23 protein-coding genes and 1 tRNA gene are annotated in these 23,886 nt (G+C 69.3%); 20 read left to right on the top strand and 4 right to left on the bottom strand.

From position 1 onward, the window contains the following. The first annotated feature begins 64 nt into the window (after nucleotides 1-64). Both NRY95_16405 and NRY95_16400 read left to right on the top strand, forming a co-directional pair. The gene (locus NRY95_16405) at nucleotides 65-1,027 is read left to right on the top strand and encodes a glycosyltransferase family 2 protein (protein UYC15294.1); all 963 of its coding nucleotides are present in this window, start codon (nucleotides 65-67) and stop codon (nucleotides 1,025-1,027) included. Beyond that, entirely contained in the window at nucleotides 1,024-2,880 is a 1,857-nt protein-coding gene (locus tag NRY95_16400) for a glycosyltransferase 87 family protein (GenBank protein ID UYC15293.1), read from the top strand. The genes NRY95_16405 and NRY95_16400 overlap by 4 nt, the downstream gene beginning before the upstream one ends. A 9-nt stretch (nucleotides 2,881-2,889) precedes the next feature. Here NRY95_16400 and NRY95_16395 read toward each other — a convergent pair whose 3' ends face one another. After that, entirely contained in the window at nucleotides 2,890-3,462 is a 573-nt protein-coding gene (locus NRY95_16395; protein UYC15292.1) for a Maf family nucleotide pyrophosphatase, read from the bottom strand. Nucleotides 3,463-3,588: 126 nt separating this feature from the next. On the opposite strand from NRY95_16395, the gene NRY95_16390 reads away from it, so the two are divergent. The 14 genes from NRY95_16390 (at nucleotide 3,589) to NRY95_16325 (ending at nucleotide 16,019) form a co-directional block, all read left to right on the top strand. Then, the gene (locus tag NRY95_16390; GenBank protein ID UYC18607.1) at nucleotides 3,589-4,098 is read left to right on the top strand and encodes a YceD family protein; all 510 of its coding nucleotides are present in this window, start codon (nucleotides 3,589-3,591) and stop codon (nucleotides 4,096-4,098) included. A gap of 104 nt (nucleotides 4,099-4,202) precedes the next feature. After that, nucleotides 4,203-4,397 carry a 50S ribosomal protein L32 gene (rpmF, locus tag NRY95_16385; GenBank protein UYC15291.1) on the top strand — a complete coding sequence of 65 codons (195 nt, stop codon included), beginning with the start codon at nucleotides 4,203-4,205 and terminating at the stop codon, nucleotides 4,395-4,397. 96 nt (nucleotides 4,398-4,493) lie between these two features. Further along, a complete protein-coding gene (locus NRY95_16380) occupies nucleotides 4,494-5,477 on the top strand; it encodes a ketoacyl-ACP synthase III (protein ID UYC15290.1) in 984 nt (327 codons plus the stop codon). A gap of 328 nt (nucleotides 5,478-5,805) precedes the next feature. Then, nucleotides 5,806-6,750: an ACP S-malonyltransferase gene (gene fabD / locus NRY95_16375; protein UYC15289.1), complete on the top strand. Its 945-nt coding sequence runs from the start codon at nucleotides 5,806-5,808 to the stop codon at nucleotides 6,748-6,750. Between the two features lie 88 nt (nucleotides 6,751-6,838). After that, the gene (gene fabG, locus NRY95_16370) at nucleotides 6,839-7,582 is read left to right on the top strand and encodes a 3-oxoacyl-ACP reductase FabG (protein UYC15288.1); all 744 of its coding nucleotides are present in this window, start codon (nucleotides 6,839-6,841) and stop codon (nucleotides 7,580-7,582) included. A gap of 153 nt (nucleotides 7,583-7,735) precedes the next feature. Next, nucleotides 7,736-7,975 (top strand): acyl carrier protein, encoded by a 240-nt coding sequence (gene acpP / locus NRY95_16365; GenBank protein UYC15287.1) that lies wholly within the window; start codon nucleotides 7,736-7,738, stop codon nucleotides 7,973-7,975. A 129-nt stretch (nucleotides 7,976-8,104) separates the two neighbouring features. Next, nucleotides 8,105-9,340 (top strand): beta-ketoacyl-ACP synthase II, encoded by a 1,236-nt coding sequence (gene fabF, locus NRY95_16360; protein UYC15286.1) that lies wholly within the window; start codon nucleotides 8,105-8,107, stop codon nucleotides 9,338-9,340. Between the two features lie 398 nt (nucleotides 9,341-9,738). Next, nucleotides 9,739-11,088, top strand: coding sequence for an aminodeoxychorismate synthase component I (locus NRY95_16355; GenBank protein UYC15285.1), 1,350 nt, complete (start codon nucleotides 9,739-9,741; stop codon nucleotides 11,086-11,088). 108 nt (nucleotides 11,089-11,196) lie between these two features. Then, nucleotides 11,197-12,225, top strand: coding sequence for an endolytic transglycosylase MltG (gene mltG, locus NRY95_16350; protein UYC15284.1), 1,029 nt, complete (start codon nucleotides 11,197-11,199; stop codon nucleotides 12,223-12,225). After that, complete coding sequence (tmk, locus tag NRY95_16345; GenBank protein ID UYC15283.1) at nucleotides 12,222-12,890, top strand: dTMP kinase; 669 nt, start codon at nucleotides 12,222-12,224, stop codon at nucleotides 12,888-12,890. Before mltG ends, tmk begins: the two co-directional genes overlap by 4 nt. After that, nucleotides 12,887-13,849, top strand: a complete 963-nt coding sequence (locus tag NRY95_16340) for a DNA polymerase III subunit delta' (protein ID UYC15282.1) — start codon at nucleotides 12,887-12,889, stop codon at nucleotides 13,847-13,849. The genes tmk and NRY95_16340 overlap by 4 nt, the downstream gene beginning before the upstream one ends. After that, entirely contained in the window at nucleotides 13,846-14,199 is a 354-nt protein-coding gene (locus NRY95_16335) for a PilZ domain-containing protein (protein ID UYC15281.1), read from the top strand. The genes NRY95_16340 and NRY95_16335 overlap by 4 nt, the downstream gene beginning before the upstream one ends. A gap of 76 nt (nucleotides 14,200-14,275) precedes the next feature. Beyond that, nucleotides 14,276-14,350: transfer RNA gene (locus tag NRY95_16330), tRNA-Val, on the top strand. A gap of 904 nt (nucleotides 14,351-15,254) precedes the next feature. Further along, complete coding sequence (locus NRY95_16325; GenBank protein UYC15280.1) at nucleotides 15,255-16,019, top strand: endonuclease; 765 nt, start codon at nucleotides 15,255-15,257, stop codon at nucleotides 16,017-16,019. Here the strand turns inward: NRY95_16325 and NRY95_16320 are convergent. Further along, a complete protein-coding gene (locus NRY95_16320; GenBank protein UYC15279.1) occupies nucleotides 16,016-16,738 on the bottom strand; it encodes an ArsR family transcriptional regulator in 723 nt (240 codons plus the stop codon). The genes NRY95_16325 and NRY95_16320 overlap by 4 nt on opposite strands. A 123-nt stretch (nucleotides 16,739-16,861) precedes the next feature. Here NRY95_16320 and NRY95_16315 point away from each other — a divergent pair, with 123 nt between their 5' ends. From NRY95_16315 to NRY95_16300, 4 genes are all read left to right on the top strand, one after another. Continuing rightward, nucleotides 16,862-17,305, top strand: a complete 444-nt coding sequence (locus NRY95_16315) for a nuclear transport factor 2 family protein (protein UYC15278.1) — start codon at nucleotides 16,862-16,864, stop codon at nucleotides 17,303-17,305. A 121-nt stretch (nucleotides 17,306-17,426) separates the two neighbouring features. Further along, a complete protein-coding gene (locus NRY95_16310; protein UYC15277.1) occupies nucleotides 17,427-17,747 on the top strand; it encodes a type II toxin-antitoxin system RelE/ParE family toxin in 321 nt (106 codons plus the stop codon). Continuing rightward, on the top strand, nucleotides 17,744-18,031 hold the full coding sequence (locus NRY95_16305) for a helix-turn-helix domain-containing protein (protein ID UYC15276.1): 288 nt from the start codon (nucleotides 17,744-17,746) through the stop codon (nucleotides 18,029-18,031). The genes NRY95_16310 and NRY95_16305 overlap by 4 nt, the downstream gene beginning before the upstream one ends. Before the next feature lie 870 nt (nucleotides 18,032-18,901). Further along, nucleotides 18,902-19,192, top strand: a complete 291-nt coding sequence (locus NRY95_16300; protein ID UYC15275.1) for a hypothetical protein — start codon at nucleotides 18,902-18,904, stop codon at nucleotides 19,190-19,192. 50 nt (nucleotides 19,193-19,242) lie between these two features. Here NRY95_16300 and NRY95_16295 read toward each other — a convergent pair whose 3' ends face one another. Together NRY95_16295 and NRY95_16290 are read right to left on the bottom strand one after the other, a co-directional pair. Continuing rightward, nucleotides 19,243-22,434: an error-prone DNA polymerase gene (locus NRY95_16295; GenBank protein UYC15274.1), complete on the bottom strand. Its 3,192-nt coding sequence runs from the start codon at nucleotides 22,432-22,434 to the stop codon at nucleotides 19,243-19,245. After that, the gene (locus NRY95_16290) at nucleotides 22,431-23,882 is read right to left on the bottom strand and encodes a DNA polymerase Y family protein (GenBank protein ID UYC15273.1); all 1,452 of its coding nucleotides are present in this window, start codon (nucleotides 23,880-23,882) and stop codon (nucleotides 22,431-22,433) included. Before NRY95_16290 ends, NRY95_16295 begins: the two co-directional genes overlap by 4 nt. Between the last annotated feature and the right edge of the window lie 4 nt (nucleotides 23,883-23,886).

Here is a 23,886-nt window from a genome sequence, read left to right as displayed (position 1 = left end):
CACGCCCGCCGCGCAGGACCGCCCGCCGCCCATGCCGAGTCTTTCTTCCTCCCACGACGCGGCCATGCCGCGGATCGCGGTGCTGGTTCCCTGCCACAACGAAGCGGCCACGATCGGCCAGGTGATCGCCGCGTTCGCCGCGCAGTTGCCGACGGCGAGCATCCACGTGTTCGACAACAACTCCAGCGACGCCACCATCGCGCGCGCGCGCGCGGCCGGCGCGCAGGTGCGCGAGGTGGCGCTGCAGGGCAAGGGCAACGTGGTGCGGCGCCTGTTCGCCGATGTCGATGCCGACGTGTACGTGCTGGTCGATGGCGATGCGACCTACGACGCGGCGATGGCGCCGGCGCTGGTCGAGCGCCTGCTGCGCGATGGCCTGGACATGGTGGTCGGCGCGCGGCGCAGCGACGAGGCCGCCGCCTACCGCGCCGGGCATCGGGCCGGCAACGTGCTGCTGACCCGCTGCGTGGGCTTCCTGTTCGGGCGCAGTTTCGACGACATGCTGTCCGGCTACCGGGTGTTCTCGCGCCGCTACGTGAAGTCGTTTCCCGCGCATGCCGCCGGCTTCGAGACCGAGACCGAACTGGCGGTGCACGCGCTGCAGCTGCGCATGCCGGTGGCGGAAGTGGCCACCGCCTACGGCGCGCGCCCGCAAGGCTCGCAGAGCAAGCTGCGCACCTGGCACGACGGCACCCGGATCCTGTTGACCATCCTGCGCCTGTTCAAGGCCGAACGGCCGTTGCTGTTCTTCTCGCTGGGCTGCGGCGCCTGCGTGCTGCTGGCGCTGGGCCTGGCGGTGCCGCTGGTGCTGACCTATGCGCACACCGGCCTGGTGCCGCGCTTCCCGACCGCGATCCTGTGCTCGGCGCTGGTGCTGCTCGGCTTCCTGCTGCTGGCCTGCGGGCTGATCCTGGACACGGTCACGCGCGGCCGGGTCGAGGCCAAGCGCCTGGCCTATCTGGCGATCCCGGCGCTGCCGTTGCGCGCGCCGCCGGCGCGTGCCGCCTCCTCGGGCGACGGCGCATGAGCGCGGCCTTCGGCACGCCGGCAGCGCCGCGCCCGAGTCGCCGCCAGCGCCTGCGGCGCGCGCTGGATCGCCGCTTCGCCTTCCACGACCGCGGCAACGTGATCGCCGCCGGCATCGCGGTCGCGCTGCTCGGCGGCGTGCTGTCGCTGCTGCTGGGCCAGGACGCCAACTGGGACCTGCGCAACTATCACCTGTACAACGGCTATGCCGCGCTGCACGGGCGCCTGGGCACGGACCTGGCGCCGGCGCAGCTGCAGAGCTACTTCAATCCGCTGCTGGACGTGCTGCACTACGCGCTGATGACCGGCCTGCCGGCGCCGCTGGCGGGGTTCGCGATGGGCGCGCTGCACGCGCTGGCGTTCCTGCTGCTGGCCGGCATCGTCTGGCAGGTGCTGGACCCGCGCCTGCACCGCGCGCGGCTGGCGCCGTGGCTGGCCCTGGCCGGCATGTGCAGCGCCGCGTTCCTGTCCGAATTCGCCGGCACCATGGCCGACAACAGCAGCGCGCTGCCGGTATTGGGCGGGCTGCTGGCCGCGCTGCACGCGCAGCGCCGGCAGCAGGCGGCCGGGCAGGGCGTGGCGGTCGGGTGGTGGGCGCTGGCCGGTGCGCTGCTGGGCCTGGCGCTGGCCTGCAAGCTGACCAATGCGGTGTTCGCGCTCGCGCTGGGCGTCGCCGCGCTGGTCGCCGGTGGCCGCGCGCGGCAGCGCGTGGGCGGCGCCGCGGTGCTGACCGTGGTCACCGTGCTCGGCTTCGCGGTCCTGGCCGGGCCGTGGTTGCTGGGTGTGTGGAAGGCCTTCGGCAACCCGCTGTTCCCGCAGTTCAACAGCCATTTCCTGGCGCCGCTGGCGCAGCCGGTGGCGCTCAGCGATACGCGCTGGCTGCCGCAGGGCTGGCTGCAGCGGCTGAGCTGGCCGCTGCAATTTTCGTTCGCGCCGAACCGGGTCAGCGAGGTCGCCCTGCGGCAGATCGTCTGGCCGTTGCTGTACCTGGTCGGCCTGGCCGCGCTGCTGCGGTTCGCGCTGCGCCGGCCACCCCGGCCCGCGGCGGCCAGCGACGTGGTCGCGCCGGCCTGGCGCGCGCTGCTGGTGTTCTTCGTGGTCGCCTACCTGGCCTGGCAGTCGGTTTTCAGCATCCAGCGCTACCTGGTGGTGCCGGAGTTGCTGGCGCCGCTGCTGCTGTGGGTCGGGCTGCGGCGCATGCTGCCGGCGCGCATCGCCGCCGCTGCGGCGCGCTGGACGCTGATCGCGTGCGCGCTGGTCGCCGTGCATGGCTGGGGCGACTGGGGCCACGAGCGCTGGGCGCGCGCGGCGTTCCGGGTGCAGGCGCCGCCGCTGCCGCAGCCGGCGCGCAGCCTGGTGCTGCTGGTCGGCGACGTGCCGCAGTCGTGGCGCATCCCATTCCTGCCGGCGCAGGCGGCGTACGCGTCGGTGGCGTCCAATTTCCCCGAATCGGCGGCCTATGCCCAGCGCGTGCGGGCGATGCTGGCCGAACGCGGCCAGGGCTATGCGCTGTTGCCGGCAACGGTGGACCGCAACGTCGCGCGGCTGCAGCGGCTCAATGCGCTGGCCGCGCGCCTGGGCCTGGACCGGGGGCCGGACTGCCGGCTGATGCGGCGCCTGGCGCACCGGCCGGTACGCGCGGCAGTGACCGAGCGCGATGGCCGCTGCCGGTGGACGATCCTGCCGGGACGGGCCATCGACATCGCCGCCGGCGACCGCCAGGCGCTGGCGCTGGCCGACCAGCAACTGGCGCGCTACGGCCTGGCCTTGCGGCCGGAGACCTGCGCGGTCTACGCGTCCTGGGTCGGGCAGGCGAGCTACCCGTATCAGTGGTGCCGGGTCGGCACACGCTGATGGCGGCGGCTACGGCACCACGTAGCCGGCCTCGCGCAGCAGCCCGGCCAGGCCGATCAGCGGCAGCCCGACCAGCGCGGTCGGGTCCTGGCTGTGGATCGCGCTGAACAGGCTGATGCCCAGGCCTTCGCACTTGAAGCTGCCGGCGCAGTCCAGCGGCTGTTCGGCGGCGACGTAGCGGGCGATCTCCTCGGCCTGCAGCGTGCGGAAGCGCACCTCGGTCAGGTCGCACAGCTGCAGCGCGCGTTCGCCGCGCAGCAGGCACACGGCGGTATGGAAGCGCACGCTGCGCCCGGACATCGCCGCCAACTGCGCCTGCGCGGCGGCGGCATGGCCGGGCTTGCCCAGCGGCTGGCCGTCCAGTTCGGCGACCTGGTCGGAGCCGATCACCCAGGCATCGGCGGCGCCGGCAGCCACTGCCGCCGCCTTGGCCCGCGCCAGGCGCTGCGCCAGCGCCAGCGGCGCTTCCCCGGGCAGCGGCGTCTCCTCGACCTGCGGGCGGGCGCTGTCGAACGGCAGGCGCAGGCGCTGCAGCAGCGCGCGGCGGTAGACGGAGGTGGAGGCCAGGATCAGGCGCGGCATTGGCGGTCGGGCAGGCGGCGGCGCGGGCGCCAATGCCGGCAGTCTGCGGCGCTGCGTGCGGCCGGGCAAGCAGGATGACAGGACGGTTTGACAGAGCTTGTCCTAGTCCTTAACATTCTGCGGCTTATGTCCGCGAACGTGCCCGAACTGTTGGATGCCTGGCGGATGGTCGCAGCGCGCAGGGTCTTCGAAGACCGCCTGCCGCTCTCGGCGATGACCCGTCTGCAAGGCAGCCTGGCCGATACCGAAGGCGAATGCCGCTACACGCTGGAATTCGGCCGCGACGCTGTACTGCAAGTGTCCTACGTCGAACTGACGCTCGAAACCGAGCTGCCGCTGATCTGTCAGCGCAGCCTGCAGCGCTTCCTGCTGCCGGTGTCCAGCGTACAGCGGCTGGGGCTGATCCGCAGCGAGGCCGAAGAGGCCGCGCTGCCGCCGGATTACGAGGCCTTGCTGGTGCCGGACGACGGCATGCTGCGGCCCGCCGATCTGGTCGAGGACGAGTTGGTGCTGGCGGTTCCGCTGGTGCCGGTGGCGCCCGGAAGCGAGGCGGTCGAACAGGACTGGCCGGCGACCGAGGAAGAGGTGAGCAAGGCCAACCCGTTCGCGGCGTTGGCGGCGCTGAAGAAACAGTAGCGGTCGGCCCGCCGGCGCGCTGCCTTGAAGGTTGTTGCCGGACGCGCGCGTCCTGCGCGACGTAATGACGACAGATGTAAACGAACCGAGTTTGGAGCAATCCCATGGCTGTGCAGAAATCCCGTGTCACCCCGTCCCGCCGCGGCCAGCGCCGTTCGCACGACGCCCTCAGCGCCAAGCAGCTGTCGACCGACCCGACCAGCGGCGAGATCCACCTGCGCCACCACATCACCGCCGACGGCTACTACCGCGGTAAGAAGGTGATCGCCACCAAGACCTCGCAGGTCGAAGAAGATTGATCCGTGCCCGTCCCTCGCGCCGCGGCGGACGGAGTCACCCATCTTCACAGGCCGCGCCCGCGCGGGCGGCCTGCGTAACAGGCAACAGGAATCAGCATGAGCAAGCGGATCTATTCCAGGATCGCGGGCACCGGTAGCTATTTGCCTGAAAAAGTGTTGACCAACGACGATCTGTCGCACATGGTCGATACCAGCGACGAATGGATCCGCAGCCGTACCGGCATCCGCGAGCGGCACATCGCCGCGCCGGGCCAGACCACCGGCGACCTCGGCTACGAAGCCGCGTTGAAGGCGATCGAGGCGTCCGGTATCGAGGTCGCCGCGCTCGACATGATCGTCGTCGGCACCACCACCCCGGATCTGATCTTCCCGTCCACCGCCTGCCTGATCCAGGCGCGGCTGGGTGCGGTCGGTTGCGCCGCGCTGGACGTCAACGCCGCCTGCTCGGGCTTCGTCTACGCGCTCAGCGTGGCCGACAAGTTCATCCGCTGCGGCGACGCCAGGACCGTGCTGGTGATCGGCACCGAGACCCTCAGCCGCATCGTCGACTGGACCGAGCGCACCACCTGCGTGCTGTTCGGCGACGGTGCCGGCGCGGTGGTCCTGCGCGCCGACGAAGACACCGGCATCCTCAGCACCCATCTGCACGCCGACGGCAGCAAGAAGGAACTGCTGTGGAATCCGGTCGGCATCTCCACCGGACTCGGCGACGGCACCGGCGACGCCTCCGCCGGCGGCATCCAGATGAAGGGCAGCGAGGTGTTCAAGTACGCGGTCAAGGCGCTGGACGCGGTGGTCGACGAGACCCTCGACGCCAACGGCCTGAACAAGGGCGACCTGGACTGGCTGATCCCGCACCAGGCCAACCTGCGCATCATCGAAGCCACCGCCAAGCGCCTGGAACTGTCGATGGACCAGGTGGTGGTGACGGTGGACATGCACGGCAACACCTCGTCCGCCTCGGTGCCGATGGCGCTGGATGTGGCGGTGCGTTCCGGCCGCGTGCAGCGCGGCCAGCTGCTGCTGCTGGAAGCCTTCGGTGGCGGCTTCACCTGGGGCTCGGCGCTGCTGCGCTACTGAGTCCGGGAATCCCCGCGGCATGGCGCCACGCGCGCCATGGCCTGCGGCAGGGTGGGCGCGTTGCGCGCCGCTGCAAATTCACCGAACGTCATTACGACACCTGCCCCGCAGCCGCTGGCGCGGATCGCGTGAACCTGCGCGCGAGGGCAGGCGTGCCGGGTCGCCGCGCGCTTGCGCGCCGCGGTGCCGCGACCCGCTACGGCGGGCTGCACCGGTGGTGGCGGTCGCTGCGGCCGCCATCGTTCGGCGCCGCACATACGCCCGGGTACAGACGCACGGCCGGTTTCGCCCGTATCATCGCCGCTCGATTTTTGCAGGCGGATTGCGCGTGACCGATTCCACACTAGCCTTCGTTTTCCCCGGCCAGGGGTCGCAATCGCTGGGCATGCTGGCCGAACTGTCCGAGCTGCACCCGTCGCTGCGCGACAGCTTCACCGAGGCCTCCGACGGCGCCGGCGTGGACCTGTGGGCGTTGAGCCAGGGCGGCCCCGAGGAAATGCTCAACCGCACCGAGTACACCCAGCCGGCGTTGCTGGCGGCGAGCGTGGCGCTGTGGCGGCTGTGGCTGGCCCAGGGCGGCGCGCGGCCGGCGTTGCTGGCCGGGCACAGCCTGGGCGAATACAGCGCGCTGGTCGCGGCCGGTGCGCTGTCGCTGCACGACGGCGCACACCTGGTGCGCCTGCGCGGCCAGCTGATGCAGGACGCGGCCCCGGCCGGGGTCGGCGCGATTGCCGCGGTGATCGGTGCCGAGGACGCGCTGGTCGAGGAGGTCTGCGCGCAGGCCGCCGGCAGCCAGGTGGTGGTCCCGGCCAACTACAACTCCCCCGGCCAGGTGGTGATCGGCGGCGACGCCGCCGCGGTCGACCGCGCGCTGGCGCTGCTGGCCGAGCGTGGCGTGCGCAAGGCGGTGAAGCTGGCGGTCAGCGTGCCCTCGCACACGCCGCTGATGCGCGAGGCGGCCAACCGCCTGGCCGAGGCGATGCGCGGCCTGGCCTGGCATGCGCCGCAGCTGCCGGTGGTGCAGAACGTCGACGCCAAGGTGCACGACGGCGTCGATGCGATCCGCCAGGCGCTGGTCGAGCAGCTGTACCTGCCGGTGCGCTGGAGCGGCTGCGTGCAGGCGCTGGCCGCGCGCGGCGCCACCGGCGTGGCCGAATGTGGCCCCGGCAAGGTGCTGACCGGGCTGGTCAAGCGCATCGACAAGTCGCTGGACGGGCGCGCCCTGGCGACCCCGGCCGACTTCGCCGGCGCACTGGAAACCTGGGCTGCCTGATCCCGCTGCCGCGCGCGGGCGGATACGCCCGCGGCGGCCTCCTTTCCCTCGGCGCCTCGCGCGCCGTCCGTCCCCCAAGGAACAGCAGATGAGCAAGCCATTGCAGGGCGAGATCGCCCTGGTCACCGGCGCCAGCCGCGGCATCGGCGCGGCCATCGCCGACACGCTGGCCGCGCAGGGCGCCACCGTCATCGGCACCGCCACCTCCGCCACCGGCGCGCAGGCGATCGGCGAGCGGATGGCCGCCAACGGCGGTCACGGCCGCGCGCTGGACGTCACCGACCCGGCCGCGGTCGAGGCGCTGATCGAGGCGATCGGCAAGGAATTCGGCGCGGTCTCGATCCTGGTCAACAACGCCGGCATCACCCGCGACAACCTGCTGATGCGGATGAAGGAAGAGGACTGGCAGGCGATCATCGACACCAACCTGACCAGCGTGTTCCGCACCTCCAAGGCGGTGCTGCGCGGCATGATGAAGGCGCGCAAGGGCCGCATCGTCAACATCGCCTCGGTGGTCGGCGTGACCGGCAACCCGGGCCAGGCCAACTACGCCGCGGCCAAGGCCGGCATCATCGCCTTCTCCAAGTCGATGGCCAAGGAAATCGGTTCGCGCGGCATCACCGTCAACGTGGTCGCGCCGGGCTTCATCGACACCGACATGACCAAGGCCCTGCCCGAAGCGCAACGCACCGCGCTGCTGGAGCAGATCGCGCTCGGCCAGCTCGGCCAGCCGGCCGACATCGCCAACGCGGTGGCGTTCCTGGTCGGCCCCGGGGCCGGCTACATCACCGGAGAGACCCTGCATGTGAACGGCGGGATGTACATGCCGTAAGCCTGCGGCGCAGGGACTGCGCCTAAGTGGCTGATCGGCAGGCGTTTGTGCAGCGATGCAAGGGCCGGGCGGTTTCCACTACACTATCCAACGCGGCCATCGCAGCCCGATGGCGTTTCGAACCACCACTACTCCATCTGGAGCGATATCCCAATGAGCACCATCGAAGAACGCGTCAAGAAAATCGTCGTCGAACAACTCGGCGTCAAGGAAGAAGAAGTCACCAACAGCGCATCGTTCGTCGATGACCTCGGTGCCGACTCGCTGGACACCGTCGAACTGGTGATGGCGCTGGAAGAAGAGTTCGAGTGCGAGATTCCGGACGAAGAAGCCGAGAAGATCACCTCGGTGCAGCAGGCCATCGACTACGTCAAGGCGCACGTCAAGAGCTGATGCTCCGTTCTCGATCGCGATCGGCGCCTGCGTGGGTCCGGTCCGCGTGACAATCCCATGGGGCCGCGCATGCGGCCCTGTGTTTTTACAGCGTCAACGCCGCGCGCATCGCGGCGAGGAGATTTCGCAATGAGCCGTCGCGTCGTCGTAACCGGCATGGGCCTGGTATCGCCGTTGGGCAATGACCTGGCCAGCAGTTGGGAAGGGATCGTCAACGGGCGTTCCGGCATCGGCCCGATCACCCAGATCGATGCGTCGCAGTTCACCACCAAGATCGCCGGCGAGATCAAGGATTTCGATCCGACCAAGTTCGTGTCCGCCAAGGACGCCAAGAAGATGGATTCGTTCATCCACTACGGCGTCGGCGCCTCGTTCATGGCGCTGGACGATTCGGGTCTGGTGATCGACGACAGCAACGCCGAACGCATCGGCGCGATCCTCGGCTCGGGCATCGGCGGCCTGCTCGGCATCGAGGAGCAGACCATCAAATTCCACGAGGGCGGCGCGCGCAAGATCTCGCCGTTCTACGTGCCCAGCACCATCATCAACATGCTCCCCGGGCAGGTGAGCCTGATCAAGGGCCTGAAGGGCCCGACCTTCTCGGCGGTCTCGGCCTGCGCCACCTCCAACCACTCCATCGGCACCGCGCTGCGCATGATCCAGCACGGCGATGCCGACGTGATGCTGGCCGGCGGCGCCGAGCGCGGCTCCTCGCCGACCTCGGTCGGCGGCTTCTGCTCGATGAAGGCGATGTCCACCCGCAACGACGACCCGGCCGCCGCCTCGCGGCCGTGGGACAAGGGCCGCGACGGCTTCGTGCTCGGCGACGGCGCCGGCGTGCTGGTGCTGGAAGAGTACGAACACGCCAAGGCGCGCGGCGCGCGCATCTACGCCGAGCTGGTCGGCTTCGGCGCCAGCTCCGACGCGTTCCACATGACCGCCCCGAGCGAGGACGGCGAAGGCGCCGCGCGCAGCATGCTGGCGGCGATCAAGGACGCCGGGCTCAACCCCGAGCAGATCGACTACCTCAACGCGCACGGCACCTCCACGCCGCTGGGCGACCTGGCCGAGACCCTGGCGATGAAGCGCGCGCTCGGCGACCACGCCTACAAGACCATGGTCAGCTCGACAAAGTCGATGACCGGGCACCTGCTCGGCGCGGCCGGCGGCGCCGAGGCGATCTTCTCGGTGATGGCGCTGCACACCGGCATCATCCCGCCGACGATCAACCTGGAAGAGCCCAGCGAAGGCTGCGACCTGGACTACGTGCCCAACGTGGCGCGCGAGAAGAAGATCGACGTGGCGATGTCCAATGGGTTCGGCTTCGGCGGCACGAACGGGACCTTGGTGTTCAAGCGGATGTGATTGAGCCGGGATTGGGGATTCGGGATTCGGGATTGGCAAGAGCGTTCCGTTTTCGCCCCCTGTTCGAGCTTGTTCGTTTGTGCGTGAACCGCGCTTGTAGTGGGCGGCGTGTCCGCCTCGCTTTTGGCGAGCGGACTGGCAGCGCTGATGCCTGAGCGTTTGCGCTGGCACAGCGCTGATCCACGTCAGGGCGGTCGCAGCCGTGATCGGGGCCGAGCCAACGGCCTGTGGGCCGGCACGATGCTGCGGTGGTGGCGTCGGTTGATGCGATCGCCGCGACTGCGCCGTTGCTCCGGATGCATCCGCCGGCGCGCAGTTGCAGAGACACCGATCGTTTGCACGTGAACGGTGCACCGCCGCCTGCGTCCGCATCACCTCCATCTTCCTCCGGGTCCTCGATGCTGCGTACCGTTCCCCTGCCGGCCGACACCGATCTGCTGGCGCTGCATCGCCTGGCGCCGCAGCGCTATCCGTTGCTGCTGGAATCGGCGGCGTCGGGCACCGCGCAGGGCCGCTGGGACCTGCTGCTGATCGCCGGCGGCGAGGGCCTGCGCCTGGACCGCGATGGCATCACCCGCGACCTGCAGGGGGCCGCAGTCGCCGGCGATTTCCTGGCCGCGCTGGACGCTCAATGGCAGGCCGAACGCTGCGCGCGCGACGAGCCGCGCTGGCCGTTCCGCGGCGGCTGGGCGCTGCTGCTGGACTACGAACTGGCGGCGCAGGTGGAGCCGGTGCTGCGGTTGCCGCAGGGGCCGGCGGCCACGCCGACGGCGCTGGCGCTGCGCTGCCCGGCCGCGCTGCTGCGCGACCACGCCAGCGGCGAGTGCGTGGCGCTGGCGGAAACCGCGCATGCCGGGCTGCTGGACGCGCTGCTCGCCGACCTGCAGGCCGTGCCCGCCGCCGCGCCGCTGCCGGCCTGGACACCGCCGCTGGCGATCGACGAAGACCCGCCGCCGCGTTTCGTCGACGGCGTGCGCCGCATCCTCGACTACCTGCGCGCCGGCGACGTGTTCCAGGTCAACCTGTCGCGGCGCTGGTCGGCGCGCTTCGCCGCCGCGCTGGACCCGGCCGCGCTGTACGCGCAGCTGCGCCGCGCCAATCCGGCGCCGTTCGCCGGCCTGTTCGCCAGCCATGGCCGCGCGGTGGTCAGTTCCTCGCCGGAACGGCTGGTGTCGGTGCGCGGCGACGTGGTCGAGACCCGGCCGATCGCCGGCACCCGCCCGCGCGCGCCCGGCGACGACGAGGCCGCGCGCATCCGCGAACTGGTCGGGCACCCCAAGGAACGCGCCGAGCACGTGATGCTGATCGACCTGGAGCGCAACGACCTGGGCCGGGTCTGCGCGCCGGGCAGCGTCGAGGTCGACGAGCTGATGACGGTGGAGAGCTACGCCCACGTGCACCACATCGTCAGCAACGTGCGCGGGCGGCTGCGCGCCGGGGTCAGCCCCGGCGAGGTGATCCGCGCCACCTTCCCCGGCGGCACCATCACCGGCTGCCCCAAGGTGCGCTGCATGCAGATCATCGCCGAGCTGGAACAGGTGCCGCGCGGCGCCTACACCGGCGCGTTCGGCTGGCTCAACCGCGACGGCGACATGGACCTGAACATCCTGATCCGCACCGCCGAAGTGGACGGCGCGCAGGCGCATTTCCGCACCGGCGCCGGCATCGTGGTCGATTCGCAGCCCGAGCGCGAACTCGACGAGACCCGGGCCAAGGCGCGCGGCCTGCTGCGCGCGCTGGAACCGTGAGCGGCGCGCTCGCGATACCGGCCGGTGCCGGCCGCGCGGTATCCTGCACCCCGTTGAATTCGCTTCGAGGTGGCCGTGGCTTGGGCTAAACGCGGGTGTCTGACCCTGATGGCGACATTGCTGGTGCTTGCGCTGCTGGCCGCCGCGGCCGGCGCGTGGTGGTGGCAGGGCTATCGCGCCTTCGCCGAGCAGCCGCTGCACGCGGCGCAGCCCAGCGTGGAGGTGGCACGCGGCGATTCGTTCAACGGCGTGCTGCGCAAGCTGCGTGCGGCCGGGGTCGAACAGGGCAGCAACCTGCAGTGGCAACTGCTGGCGCGCCAGCTCGATGCCGCCGGCAAGCTCAAGGTCGGCGAATACGCGCTGCAGCCGGCGCTGACGCCGCGCGAACTGCTGATCCGCATGCGCAAGGGCCAGGTGATCCACTACCGCTTCACCATCGTCGAAGGCTGGAACATCCGCCAGCTGCGCGCGGCGCTGAACGCGGCCACGCCGCTGCGCCACGTCGCCACCGAGCTCAGCGACAGCGAACTGATGGCCAAGCTCGGCCAGCCCGGGCAGCACCCGGAAGGCCGCTTCCTGCCGGAGACCTACCTGTACCAGCGCGAGGACAGCGATCTGGACGTACTGCAGCGCGCCCATGCGGCGATGGACAAGGCGCTGGCCGAGGTCTGGGACGCGCGCGTCGACGGGCTGCCGCTGCAGTCGCCGGAGCAGGCGCTGACCCTGGCCTCGATCGTGGAGAAGGAAACCGGCCTGGCCGCCGAGCGTCCGCAGATCGCCGGCGTGTTCGTGCGCCGCCTGCAGCAGGGCATGAAGCTGCAGACCGATCCGACCGTGATCTACGGCATCGGCAGCGCCTACGACGGCAACATCCGCAAACGCGACCTGGAAACCGATACCCCGTACAACACCTACACCCGCAGCGGCCTGCCGCCGACCCCGATCGCCATGCCCGGCCGCGACGCGCTGCGCGCGGCGACCAACCCGGCGCCCGGCGACAGCCTGTACTTCGTCGCGGTCGGCGACGGCAGCGGCGCGCACGTGTTCTCCGCCAGCTATGCCGAGCACACCGCGGCGGTGGCGCGCTATCTGCAGCGCTTGCGCCAGGCGCGCAGCGGCGCGGCGGTGACGCCATGAGCGAGGCCGTGCTGCGCCACCATCGCTTCGTCAGCCTGGAAGGCGGCGAGGGCGCCGGCAAGACCACCGCGATCAACGCGATCCGCGACTGGCTGCAGGCGCAGGGCCACGAGGTGCTGCTGACCCGCGAACCCGGCGGCACCCCGCTGGCCGAGCGCATTCGCGAGCTGCTGCTCAACAACGCGCCGGCGCTGCAGCCGGCCGAGCCGCTGGCCGCCGAGACCGAACTGCTGCTGGTGTTCGCCGCGCGCGCCCAGCATGTGCGCGAGGTGATCCGTCCGGCGCTGCAACGCGGCGCCTACGTGGTCAGCGACCGCTTCACCGATTCCAGCTACGCCTACCAGGGCGAAGGCCGCGGCCTGGATCGAGCCTGGATCGCCGACCTGGAGCGGCGCGCGGTCGGCCTGCAGCCGGGCCTGACCCTGCTGCTGGACCTGGACGTGCAGATCGGCCGCGCCCGCACCAGCGGCCGCGACCTGTGGCCGGACCGGATCGAGAGCGAGCAGGACGATTTCTTCCAGCGCGTGCGGGCCGGCTTCCGCCAGCGCGCCGCGCAGGACCCGCAGCGCTTCCGCACCATCGACGCCAGCCAGCCGCCGCAGGCGGTGGCCCACGACGTGGCCGCGGCGCTGGCGGCCTGGGTGCAGCAGGAGCGCACGCCATGAGTGAGCTGCCCTTCGCGCCCTGGCAGCAGCGCGCCTACGAGCAGACTGTGGCCGCGCTCGACGCCGGCCGGCTCGGCCACGGCCTGCTGATCTGCGGCCCGGACGGCCTGGGCAAGCGCGCGGTGGCGCTGAAGCTGGCCGCGCACGTGCTCGGCCAGGGCGAGCCGGCGGCGAACCTGCGCAGCGCGCAGCTGATCGCCGCCGGCACCCATCCGGACCTGCAGCTGATCTCGTTCATTCCCAACCGCACCGGCGACAAGCTGCGCACCGAGATCGTCATCGAACAGGTGCGCGAGATCTCGCAGAAGCTGTCGCTGACCCCGCAGTACGGCATCGCCCAGGTGGTGGTGGTGGACCCGGCCGACGCGATCAACCGCGCCGCCTGCAACGCCCTGCTCAAGACCCTGGAGGAGCCGCAACCCGGCCGCTACCTGTGGCTGATCAGCGCGCAGCCGGCGCGGCTGCCGGCGACGATCCGCAGCCGCTGCCAGCGCCTGGAGTTCAAGCTGCCGCCGGCCGACGAGGCGATCGCCTGGCTGCTGGCCCAGGAGTTTCCGGAAAAGACCGCGCGCGAAGCGCTGGCCGCCGCGCGCGGCCACCCCGGCCTGGCCGCGCAGTGGCTGCGCGAGGACGGCCTGAAGCTGCGCCGGCAGGTGGCCGCGGACCTGGAGCAGGTCGCCGCGGGCAAGCTGGGCACGGTCGAGGCGGCGCAGCGCTGGAGCGCCGACGGCTTCGCCGAGCAGCGCCTGGGCCATGCCGCCGACCTGGCGCTGGCGCAGGCCTCGCAGGCCGGCTTGACCGACCCGGCGCGATTGCACAAGCTGGCCGCCTGGTTCGACGCAGCCAACCGCACCCGCGACCTGCTGCGCACCACCGTCCGTGGCGACCTGGCCATCGCGGAACTGTTGTTGGCCTGGCGCGATGGCGATCGCCCGGTCCGGAGAGGGGGACAACGATGAGTGCGATGAGCGGACGCCAGGGCATCCTGTCGCTGGCGGTGAAGGACAAGGCGGCGCTGTACAACGCGTACATGCCGTTCGTGAAGAACGGCGGCATCTTCGTGCCCACGCCCAAGCGCTATGTCCTGGGCAACGAAGTGTTCCTGCTGCTGACCCTGCCCGATTCCAGCGAACGCCTGCCGGTGGCCGGCAAGGTGATCTGGGTGACCCCGATGGGCGCGCAGGGCAACCGCACCGCCGGCATCGGCGTGCAGCTGCCGGACAACAGCGAAGGCGAGACCATCCGCAACAGGATCGAGACCCAGCTGGCCGGCACCCTCAACGCCGACAAGCCGACCCAGACCATGTAGCCAGGCATGCGCAGGCGCCGCCGACGGGGGCGTTGACGCCAGCCGCAGCGGCCCTATAATGTGCGGCTCGCGACACGGGCGGTTAGCTCAGCGGTAGAGCATTGCCTTCACACGGCAAGGGTCGCAGGTTCGAACCCTGCACCGCCCACCATCTAGAGGTTTGACGTTAGATGGAGTTTCGCGGTATTTAAAGCCGGCCACAGTGCCGGCTTTTTGCCGTCCTGCAACCGTCCTGCGAGGAGGATTTGCAATGTCGGCAACTTCGACGATCTGTAACGTGGTGATGGACGTCGATTGGGGTGATGTCGCAACGTGGTTCTCTGGAATTGCTTCGTTGGCAGCGGTGGTCACCGCGCTTTACATAGCACGTCGATCTGACAAGCCACAGGCCAAGGGTAGCCTCGATATTTACCTTTTTCCTCCTGACTTGGACACTAGAGTACTGATGTATCAGGTGAGTAACCTCGGGACTCATTCGATTTATATCCATAACTGCTTTCTCGAATTCAAGCCGTGGGTACGGCGCTGGATGAAGTGGGGGGGGAGCTGTAGCAAATGATTGGCGACATCCTTTCAACAACAAGCTCCCAGCAAACATCCAAAGAGGCGAATCGTTTCGTTATGGAACTGCAGAAAAGTCCTTCGGCTCTTATTTGGGCGATGTGCAGCTGCCGCCATGGTTGATTATTCGACTAGTTCGTGCGGGTGTAGGTACTCCGTGGGGACCCATTTACGTGAAGATTGGGCAGAGTGCGAGAGAGGAAATGCAGCGACAGATTTTGGATTATCGACGGGAGCGATAGCAGCTGTCACCTAAGTAACTAAGTTGGCGAAGGTGTGTGCTGAAATCATGCTCATCGGTCATGCCATTGATCTTCATGTGTGCGCTCGCTAGGTGCTTTTTTGCTTCTATGAAATGCTGGCGTCTTGGGAGTCTGTAGAAACGGGAGTATTTATTTGTAATGAAGTGCTGAATCCCCAAGTGGGTTTTCATTGATCCGTTATAGCTCGGTTGAGCTCACGATCCGCTCACGCCTGCTATCGATACTTCAGCCATGCCTGAAGGTCCTTCGATCGTCATCCTGAAAGAAGAAGCGGCCGCGTTCGCGGGGCGCAAGGTGTTGCGGGTGTCCGGCAACAGCAAGCTGGACCTGGAACGGATGCGCAACCGCAAGATCCTGTCGCTGCGCAGTTGGGGCAAGCACTTCCTGATCGAGTTCGACGGGTTCAGTGTGCGCATCCATTTGCTGCTGTTCGGCAGCTACCGGATCAATGCGCGCAAGGATGCGTCGCCACGGTTGAGCCTGGGCTTCGCCAAGGGCGAGGAGCTGAACTTCTACGCGTGTTCGGTCAAGTTCATCGAGGGCGCGCTGGACGAGGCCTACGACTGGCGTGGGGACGTGATGAACCCGGACTGGGATGCGGCGCAGGCGCGGCGCAAGTTGCGCCTGCGGCCGCGCACGCTGGCCGCCGATGCGTTGCTGGACCAGGACGTGTTCGCCGGGGTCGGCAACATCATCAAGAACGAGGTGCTATTCCGCATTCGTGTACATCCGGAGAGCGAAATCGGGGCGTTGCCGCCGCGCAAGCTGGCCGAGCTGGTGATGCAGGCACGCGAGTACAGCTTCGATTTCTACACCTGGAAGAAGGCCTTCGTGCTGAAGAAGCACTACCAGGTGCACACCAAGACCACCTGTCCGCGCGACGGCCATCTGCTGACCTATCGCAAGCAGCTCGGCAAGGCGCAGCGGCGCGCCTTCTTCTGCGAGCATTGCCAGCGCCGCTATGCGCTGGATGCTTCACTCGTACAAGCGCCTTAGCGATCCAGTTCGAGTTCGTCCCCGGCAAGCCGGCCGATTCCCAGTTCGCTCTGCAGGCCGGCCCAGCCGATGTCGGTGACGTGGATCGCACGCGTGCCCTGTTCGCGGCGCAGCCAGTGTTTGGCGCAAAGCAGCGCAAGCAACTCGACGCCGAGTGGTCCGGCGAGGTGGTGCCTGCGTTCGGTCCAGTCCAGGCACTGCCGCGCGATGCCGAGCCTGGTCGGGACGAGGCGCGCAACGTCCAGGCCCATCCGCGCGAACCATGCGCTGCCTTCGGCGGACACCGCGTATTGCTTGTCGTCTTGTCTGGCGATCAGCGCGCGCCGCTCCAGCGCTTCGGTCACCGCGATGCCCAGTCGCCCCGCCAGGTGGTCGTAACAGCATCTGGCCAAGGTCAGCGATTGCTGCTTGCGTGCTGTTTTCCGGCATCGCGGTGCCACGGGCGCGGCGAGAGTCGCCAGGTTTTCGAGGGCGAACGCGACGTGGGAACCGGCCAGCCGGTAGTAGCGGTGGCGGCCCTGGACCTCGACCGCCAGCAAGCCGCCGTCCAGCAGTTTCGACAGGTGCGAACTGGCCGTCTGCGGCGTGACGCCACCAGCGAAGGCGAGTTCGCCGGCAGGCAGTGCTCGCCCGTTGACGAGCGCCATCAACATGGCGGCGCGGGCGGGATCGGCGATGAGGAACGCGGTCGCGGCAAGCTTGGGCTGTTCGACCGGCATCGTGTGCACTCCTGGCGGGCACGGCCATCATAGACCGCGCCTTGCTTGAACGCTTCGATACGCATCGAAGCGACAGCGCGCCCAGGTTCCTAGACTGCAGTGCACTACATCGGAGTGTCTTGCATGAGCGAAATCGAAGCGCGATCGAACGGATCGGAGGGCGATGCCCGCCGCATCTTCGAGCAATGGCACAAAAGCGTTGTCGAGCGGAATCTGGATGCGCTGATGGCACTGTATGCGGAAGACGCGATGCTGGAAACGCCCCTGGCCTATGTGGTCTCCGCAGAGCGGCAAGATGGAAGACTGCAGGGACGGGAGACCATCAGGACGTTTTTCGCAGCGTCCTTCGCCCAGCCCGAAAACGGCCTCGGCCGCTGGTATCGCAGCGGCCGTTGCCATGCATCCCACCGCCAGGTGGTGTGGGAATATCCGCGAGAAACCCCCGACGGCGATCAGGTCGATCTGGTGGAAGTCATGGACCTGGATGCGTGCGGCCTGATCGCGTGCCATCGGGTGTATTGGGGTTGGAAAGGCGTGCAGAGGCTGCTGGCAAGGCTGGGCAGGTAGCCTGGGAGGTGGTCTCCTTTGGCGACTCTGGCTCGGGTTGGTGACGACCCATCCCGGATTCCGTTCAGGGTGCGCGGAGTACGCCATTGACGTACTTCGGGCCAGGCGGATAGCATTGCTCATGATTCTCGTGGAGACACCGCTGTTCACCCGGCGCGTCAAGGAATTGTTGGACGACGAGACCTACAGCACGTTCCAGGTAGTGCTGCGCGAGAATCCAGAAGCCGGGGATCTGATCGAAGGAACGGGCGGGCTGCGCAAGGTGCGCGTCGCCGCCAAGGGGCATGGGAAGCGAGGTGGTGCCCGTGTCATCTACTACCACTTCGTTTCCATAGACACCATCGCATTGCTGATGATCTATCCCAAGAACGAGCAGCGTGATCTGACGAACGCCGAGCGCAAGGCGCTCAAGGGCATCATCGAGCATTGGAGGTATTCATGAGCAAGTTCTTCGAAGAGCTGATGGAAAGCGTGCAGCAGATGGACGAGATCGTCCGTGGCGAGCGCGTTCCTTCGCGCGAGTTCCATGTCGATGCGATCAAGGTCAAGGAAGTGCGCGCGGCTACAGGCCTCTCCCAGGCCAAGTTCGCCCAGGTGATCGATGTGCAGATCGGCACGCTACGCAATTGGGAGCAGGGCCGTCGGACGCCGACCGGCCCCGCCAAGGCGTTGCTGCGGGCGATCAAGAACGATCCTAAACATGTGCTCAAGGCGCTGTCCGCCTGAGAACACGACCGCTTGTCCTGCCGAGCTAGTCCAGGGCCAGGTGGGCGTAGCGCAAGCAGTCCATGTTGATGGCGGCGCAGTCTGGCCGGTTGCGTGCGATGTGTTGAGTCCGACGCCGATGGCACCCTCTTGAAAGCGAGATCGTATGGCAGGTTTTGGAATCGTCACCCCTGCGGTTTGGCGCTTGAGTTGAGCGCTCCCTGCTGCGTTGGATATCGTCTGAGTGGCGGCCGGCAAGTTGGTAAATATCGGGCCGAATACGTGTACTGGTTGCCGTTAGCACTTCAGGAACGACGCCATGTATGAATTCTGAACCGCCCCGGGTTTCCCGGGGCGCTTCACCTTGGATGCCGCCGCATGGCGCGAGGCCAACGGCAAGGTGACGGTCTCGTTTGCAAGCTCGATGTGCTGCACTTGATCCGGCGGCATCCGGGGCCTTGTTGCCTCGTCCGAGATTGGCTGCGGGCATCCAGCGCTTGCGACAGCGCAGCCAGGTCTTCCACGGGCGGCGATCGTTGGTGATCGGACGGTGCAGGCCGTTGTCCGTGCTTGCGCGCTCGGTGGACATCGGCGGCGTTGCTGTCGCACTTCGCGCCGCTGATCCGATTGTTCGATCCGCCGCCGCCGGGTTTCGTCGCAACACGCCTGGCGGTGGCGTTTGCGTTGGCTATCGTCCATCGGCGCTGTCCGCACTGAGCGGATGGCGATACGCGCGGCCCGATGCCGCTGCGGCCTGTTTGCCGGTGCTCTCGGTGGTGGTGTGGCGATGCCGCGCCGCGCGCTGCAGTGCTGTGCAGCGATGAGCTGCAGCGCTTCAACCCTGCGCGGCCGCATGGGGATGGCGGTCTTCGTCTCCGCTTGGGAGCAGCTATGAACAAGACACTCGCCGCGCTGGGTTTTTCGTGTTTGCTGATGGTGTGCGCGCCGGTGCAGGCGGCACCGGTGGAGTGCGACAGCATGGCCGCGACGGCCAGGCTCGTGGCCAGGTATCGCCAGTTGGGGGGGCCGTTGTCGGACATCGCCAGTCACGGTTCGATCGGGTCGAGCAAGGCCAGGCGCGAGTTGGCCGCCACCATCTACCGCGAACGCCTGGGCGAAGCGGATGCGGTGCAACAGGCGATGCAGGCGTGCGGCCGTGCAGCGGATGCGCCCGCGCAATAACAGCGCCGGCCCGTTCGACGCGCAAGGCATGCAGCGTCGTGCTCATCGGCTCAATGGAAATCGCGGCTGCGGATGTCCAGTCCGAGCAGCAGCGGGGTCAGGTCTTCGAGGTGGCCGGCGATCAGGTGGCGCACGCCGTCGGCGGTCTCCAGGCGGCCGCGCACCGCCAGCAGCCTGGATTCGATCAGCGCCTGGCGCTGGCGGTCGGCCAGGCGGCGCCAGACCACGACGTTGACCAGGCCGTGTTCGTCTTCGAGGGTGAGGAAGGTGACGCCGCTGGCGGTCTGCGGGCGCTGGCGCATGGTCACCAGGCCGGCGATGGCGACCGCGCTGGCGTGGGGCAGGGCGCGCAGTTCGGCGGAGTGGCGATAGCGGCGCGCTTGCAGTTGCCGGCGCAGCAAGGTCAGCGGGTGCTTGCCCAGGGTGGTGCCGATGGTCGCGTAGTCGGCGCGGATGTCCTCGCCGAGGCTGGGCAGCGGTAATGCCACCTGCTGTTCCGGAGTGGCGGCGAGCGGCTCGAACAGTGGGCGCTGCGCTTCGACGCCGGCCACGGCCCAGCGTGCGCGGTGGCGGTGCCCGGCCAGCGGTTTCAGCGCACCGGCGTCGGCCAGGCTGTCACGCGCCTTGTCGTCGAGCGCGGCGCGCTGGCACAGGTCGGCGAGGTCGCGGAACGGCGCCTGCGTGCGCGCCTGCTGCAGGCGCAACGCGGCGTCTTCGGCCAGGCCGCGGACCAGGCGCAGGCCCAGGCGGATCGCCGGCTGCACCGCCGGATCGGCGCTGTAGGCTTCCAATCCGCAATCCCAGTCGCTGTAGCGCACGTCCACCGGACGCACCTGCAGGCCGTGGCGGCGCGCGTCCTGCAGCAATTGGTCGGGGCTGTAGAAGCCCATCGGCCAGCTGTTGATCAACGCGCAGGTGAAGGCCGCCGGTTCGTGGCACTTGAGCCAGCAGCTGGCGTAGGTGAGCAGCGCGAAACTGGCGGCGTGGCTCTCGGGGAAGCCGTAGCTGCCGAAGCCCTTGATCTGTTCGAAGATGCGCGCGGCGAATTCGGCGCTGTAGCCGTTTTTCAGCATGCCGTTGGTCAGCTTCTCGCGGTGCGGTTCCAGCCCGCCGTGGCGCTTCCAGGCGGCCATCGAGCGGCGCAGCTGGTCGGCCTCGCCCGGTAGGTAGTCGGCGGCGACGATCGCCAGCTGCATCACCTGTTCCTGGAACAGCGGCACTCCAAGGGTGCGCTTGAACACCTCCTTCAATTTCTCCGGCAAGTCGTCGCGTTGTTCCTCGCCGCTGCGCCGGCGCAGGTAGGGATGCACCATGCCGCCCTGGATCGGGCCGGGGCGCACGATCGCCACCTGGATCACCAGGTCGTAGAACTCGCGCGGTTTGAGTCGCGGCAGCATCGCCATCTGCGCGCGCGATTCGATCTGGAACACGCCGATGGTGTCGGCGCGCTGGATCATCTGGTAGGTCTGCTCGTCTTCGGCGGGAATGCTGGCCAGGTCCAGATCGCGGCCGCGGTGCGCACGCAGCAGGTCCAGCGTGCGCCGCAGCGCGCTGAGCATGCCCAGCGCGAGCACGTCCACCTTCATCAGCCCGACCAGTTCCAGGTCGTCCTTGTCCCACTGGATCACGGTGCGCTCGGCCATCGCCGCGTTCTCCACCGGCACCAGCGTGTGCAGCGGATGTTCGGAGATCACGAAGCCGCCGGGGTGCTGCGACAGGTGGCGGGGGAAGCCGATCAGCTCGGCGCTCAGCGCCAGCAGCCGGCGCATCAGCGCGGTATCCGGATCGAAACCGCGTTCGCGCAGGCGTTCGTGCGGCGGGACGTCGTCGTCCCACTGGCCCAGCGTGGAGGCCAGCGCGTCGATGCTGTCGCCGGGCAGGCCGAGCGCGCGCGCCACGTCGCGCACCGCGCTGCGGCCGTGGTACTGGATCGCCACCGTGGTCAGCGCGGCGCGCTCGCGGCCGTAGTGGCTGAAGATGTACTGGATCACTTCCTCGCGGCGGTCGTGCTCGAAATCGATGTCGATGTCGGGCTTTTCGTTGCGCTTCTCGGAAATGAAGCGCTCGAACAGCATGCCGATGCGGTCCGGGTCGATCGCGGTGATGCCCAATGCGTAGCAGACCGCCGAGTTCGCCGCCGAGCCGCGGCCCTGGCACAGGATGTGGCGCGATCTGGCGAAGCGCACCAGGTCGTAGACGGTGAGGAAATAGGATTCGTACTGCAGGCGTTCGATCACGCCGAGTTCGTGTTCGATCAGGCGCCGCGCTTTCTCGGGTGCGCCGGCTTCGCCCCAACGCTCGATGACGCCGCGTTCGGTGAGCGTGCGCAGCCATTGCGTGGGGGTCTGCCCGGGCGGCACCAGTTCGTGCGGGTATTGGTAGCGCAGTTGGCCGAGGTCGAACGTGCAGCGTTGCGCGATGCGCACCGACTCGGTCAGCAGCGCGTGCGGATACAGCGTGGCCAGGGTCGCGCGCGGACGCAGGTGGCGCTCGCCGTTGGCGAACAGGTGCGCGCCGGCCTCGCTCAGCGGCAGGCGCTGGCGGATCGCGGTCAGCGTGTCCTGCAGCGCGCGGCGGCCGCGTGCGTGCATGTGCACGTCGCCGCTGGCGACGGCGGGCAGGTGCAGGCGCCGGGCCAGCGTCAGGCGCGCGTGCAGCAGGGCGTCGTCGTCGGGGCCGCGCAGCAGTTCCACCGCCAGCCACAGGCGCTGCGGGAAGCGCGCCTGCAGCCAGGCGCCGTCGGCCGCGTCGTCGCCGTCGTCGTGCGGCAGCCACAGGCACAGCAGGCCATCGAGATCGTCGTCGAAGTCCGCGCGCAGGGCGCGGTACGTGCCCTTGTCGGCGCGACGGCGGGCCAGGGTGATCAGTCGGCACAGGCACTGGTAGCCGTGCAGGGTCTCGGCCAGCAGCACCAGCTTGGGGCCGTGTTCGAGCTGGAATTCGCTGCCGACGATCAGCGCCAGGCTGGTGTCCCTGGCCGCCTGCCAGGCGCGCACGATGCCGGCCAGGGTGCATTCGTCGGTGATCGCCAGCGCACGGTAGCCGTGGCGAGCCGCGCGTTCGAACAGTTCGCGCGCATGCGAGGCGCCGCGTTGGAAACTGAAGTTCGACAGGCAGTGCAGTTCGGCGTAGTCCGGTAGCGTCGTGCCCGCGGCTGCAGGCGTGCCGGCGTGCGCCGGCGCAGGCTGCGCGACCGGCGCCGGCACGGCGCGCAAGCGTGGACGCGTTGGGCCGTGGCTCATGCGAACCAGCCGTGCAGCATCAGCGCGTCCGGCGCGTCGGCCGGCGCGAACACCCAGGCGCGCTGGCCCTGGCGGGTGCGCACGATGTAGTAGTCGCGGCGCACGTCGTCGCCGTCCCACCAGCCGCTTTCGATGCGTTCCGGGCCGGCCAGGCGCTCGGGATCGCGTTCGCGCAGCGGGATCGGCCGGGTCAGCAGCCAGCCGGGGCGCGGCAGCGCGGTAGACGCGGCCATGTGGGGCGCGGTCGGTTTGTTGGTCTTGCCTGCCTGCGCGGGCTTGCCGGAGTCGGCGCGCCACGCCCATTCGGGACGATGGTCGGCATGCGCGCGCAGGCCGTGCACCGCGTCGTCGCCGAGGCGCGCGCGCAGGCGTTCGCGCAGCTGTTCCCAGGGCAGCGCCTGCTGCGCGCGGTCGTCGAACAGTTCGCGCGCGGCGGGCACGAACGGCGGCAGTTCGTCGGCGCGCAGGCGCAGCGCTTGTACCGGCGCCGGCACGCTGGCCTGCTGCAGGCGGCCGCGCGCCAGTTCGAACAGCATCGCCGCCTCGCGTTCGGCGGCGAGCAGGCCGACCGGCACCATGCTGTCGGCCAGGCCTTCGTGCTCCAGGTGCAGTTGGAAGCGCTGCACGCCGCCGTCGCGCCCGGCCAGGAACGCGGCCAGGTCGGCGGTCAGCCGGCACAGCGGGAACAGCAGCGCCTGGCTGGATTCCACTGCGTAGCCCAGTTCCAGCCGCGCATCGAAGCGGTCCGGCGGCAGGTAGTACTGCAGCGGCAGCGGCGCCTGCCCGCGCAAGGCGTCCAGGTGCTGCAGCAGCGTGGGCGGATAGCGCCGCGCCAGCGCCGTGCGCGGCAGCGCGAACAGCTGCTGCAGGGTGCGCAGGCCCATCCGCGCGAAGGCGTCGGCCAGGCCCGGTTCCAGCCCGGCGCGGGCGATCGGCAATTGGCCCAGCGCGCCGTGCAGCGCGGCGTTGTCGAGCAGGGCGATGCCGTCGTGCGCGTTGGCCAGCACGCGCGCGGCCAACGGATGCGGCGCGACCACGATGCGGTGGCGGAAGCCCAACGCCGTCAACTCCTCGCGCAGGCGCGCCTCGAAGCGCGGCCAGGGCCCGAACAGGCCCAGGCTGGCCTCGATCTCCAGCAGCAGCGCGCCGGGATAGTCGGTGCTGACCAGCGAGCTGAAGCGGTACGCCCACGCCGCCAGGAACTGCTGGCAGCGGCGGCTTTCCCCGGCATCGTGCAGGGCGGTGGCGAAGCGGTCGCACAGCGCCTGCGCGGTGGCCAGCGATTGCCCGGGCTGCAGGCCGCGCGCGCGTGCGGCGGCGTTGACCGCCTTCAGCGTGCGCCGCTGCGGCGGGCCGGCGAGCAGCGCCAGCGGTTGGTCCGGGGTCGGCCAGCGCCGCAGCACCGTGTCGAGCGCCAGTTGCGGCAGCAGGATGCAGGCCCAGCGCATGTGC

Source organism: Xanthomonas campestris pv. phormiicola (assembly GCA_025666215.1).
In the GTDB taxonomy this organism is placed as follows: Bacteria; Pseudomonadota; Gammaproteobacteria; order Xanthomonadales; family Xanthomonadaceae; genus Xanthomonas_A; species Xanthomonas_A campestris_A.
The sequence above is the reverse complement of the archived record's forward strand: the minus strand, read 5'-3'. Positions and strand labels throughout refer to the sequence as shown.

Excerpts from the sequence above, each read along its gene's own strand:
- NRY95_16405 (UYC15294.1), top strand. The coding sequence starts at position 65 with ATGCCGCGGATCGCGGTGCTGGTTCCCTGCCACAACGAAGCGGCCACG.
- NRY95_16400 (UYC15293.1), top strand. The coding sequence starts at position 1,024 with ATGAGCGCGGCCTTCGGCACGCCGGCAGCGCCGCGCCCGAGTCGCCGC.
- NRY95_16395 (UYC15292.1), bottom strand. The coding sequence starts at position 3,462 with ATGCCGCGCCTGATCCTGGCCTCCACCTCCGTCTACCGCCGCGCGCTG.
- NRY95_16390 (UYC18607.1), top strand. The coding sequence starts at position 3,589 with ATGTCCGCGAACGTGCCCGAACTGTTGGATGCCTGGCGGATGGTCGCA.
- rpmF (UYC15291.1), top strand. The coding sequence starts at position 4,203 with ATGGCTGTGCAGAAATCCCGTGTCACCCCGTCCCGCCGCGGCCAGCGC.
- NRY95_16380 (UYC15290.1), top strand. The coding sequence starts at position 4,494 with ATGAGCAAGCGGATCTATTCCAGGATCGCGGGCACCGGTAGCTATTTG.
- fabG (UYC15288.1), top strand. The coding sequence starts at position 6,839 with ATGAGCAAGCCATTGCAGGGCGAGATCGCCCTGGTCACCGGCGCCAGC.
- acpP (UYC15287.1), top strand. The coding sequence starts at position 7,736 with ATGAGCACCATCGAAGAACGCGTCAAGAAAATCGTCGTCGAACAACTC.
- fabF (UYC15286.1), top strand. The coding sequence starts at position 8,105 with ATGAGCCGTCGCGTCGTCGTAACCGGCATGGGCCTGGTATCGCCGTTG.
- NRY95_16355 (UYC15285.1), top strand. The coding sequence starts at position 9,739 with ATGCTGCGTACCGTTCCCCTGCCGGCCGACACCGATCTGCTGGCGCTG.
- mltG (UYC15284.1), top strand. The coding sequence starts at position 11,197 with ATGGCGACATTGCTGGTGCTTGCGCTGCTGGCCGCCGCGGCCGGCGCG.
- tmk (UYC15283.1), top strand. The coding sequence starts at position 12,222 with ATGAGCGAGGCCGTGCTGCGCCACCATCGCTTCGTCAGCCTGGAAGGC.
- NRY95_16340 (UYC15282.1), top strand. The coding sequence starts at position 12,887 with ATGAGTGAGCTGCCCTTCGCGCCCTGGCAGCAGCGCGCCTACGAGCAG.
- NRY95_16335 (UYC15281.1), top strand. The coding sequence starts at position 13,846 with ATGAGTGCGATGAGCGGACGCCAGGGCATCCTGTCGCTGGCGGTGAAG.
- NRY95_16325 (UYC15280.1), top strand. The coding sequence starts at position 15,255 with ATGCCTGAAGGTCCTTCGATCGTCATCCTGAAAGAAGAAGCGGCCGCG.
- NRY95_16320 (UYC15279.1), bottom strand. The coding sequence starts at position 16,738 with ATGCCGGTCGAACAGCCCAAGCTTGCCGCGACCGCGTTCCTCATCGCC.
- NRY95_16315 (UYC15278.1), top strand. The coding sequence starts at position 16,862 with ATGAGCGAAATCGAAGCGCGATCGAACGGATCGGAGGGCGATGCCCGC.
- NRY95_16310 (UYC15277.1), top strand. The coding sequence starts at position 17,427 with ATGATTCTCGTGGAGACACCGCTGTTCACCCGGCGCGTCAAGGAATTG.
- NRY95_16305 (UYC15276.1), top strand. The coding sequence starts at position 17,744 with ATGAGCAAGTTCTTCGAAGAGCTGATGGAAAGCGTGCAGCAGATGGAC.
- NRY95_16300 (UYC15275.1), top strand. The coding sequence starts at position 18,902 with ATGAACAAGACACTCGCCGCGCTGGGTTTTTCGTGTTTGCTGATGGTG.
- NRY95_16295 (UYC15274.1), bottom strand. The coding sequence starts at position 22,434 with ATGAGCCACGGCCCAACGCGTCCACGCTTGCGCGCCGTGCCGGCGCCG.
- NRY95_16290 (UYC15273.1), bottom strand. The coding sequence starts at position 23,882 with ATGCGCTGGGCCTGCATCCTGCTGCCGCAACTGGCGCTCGACACGGTG.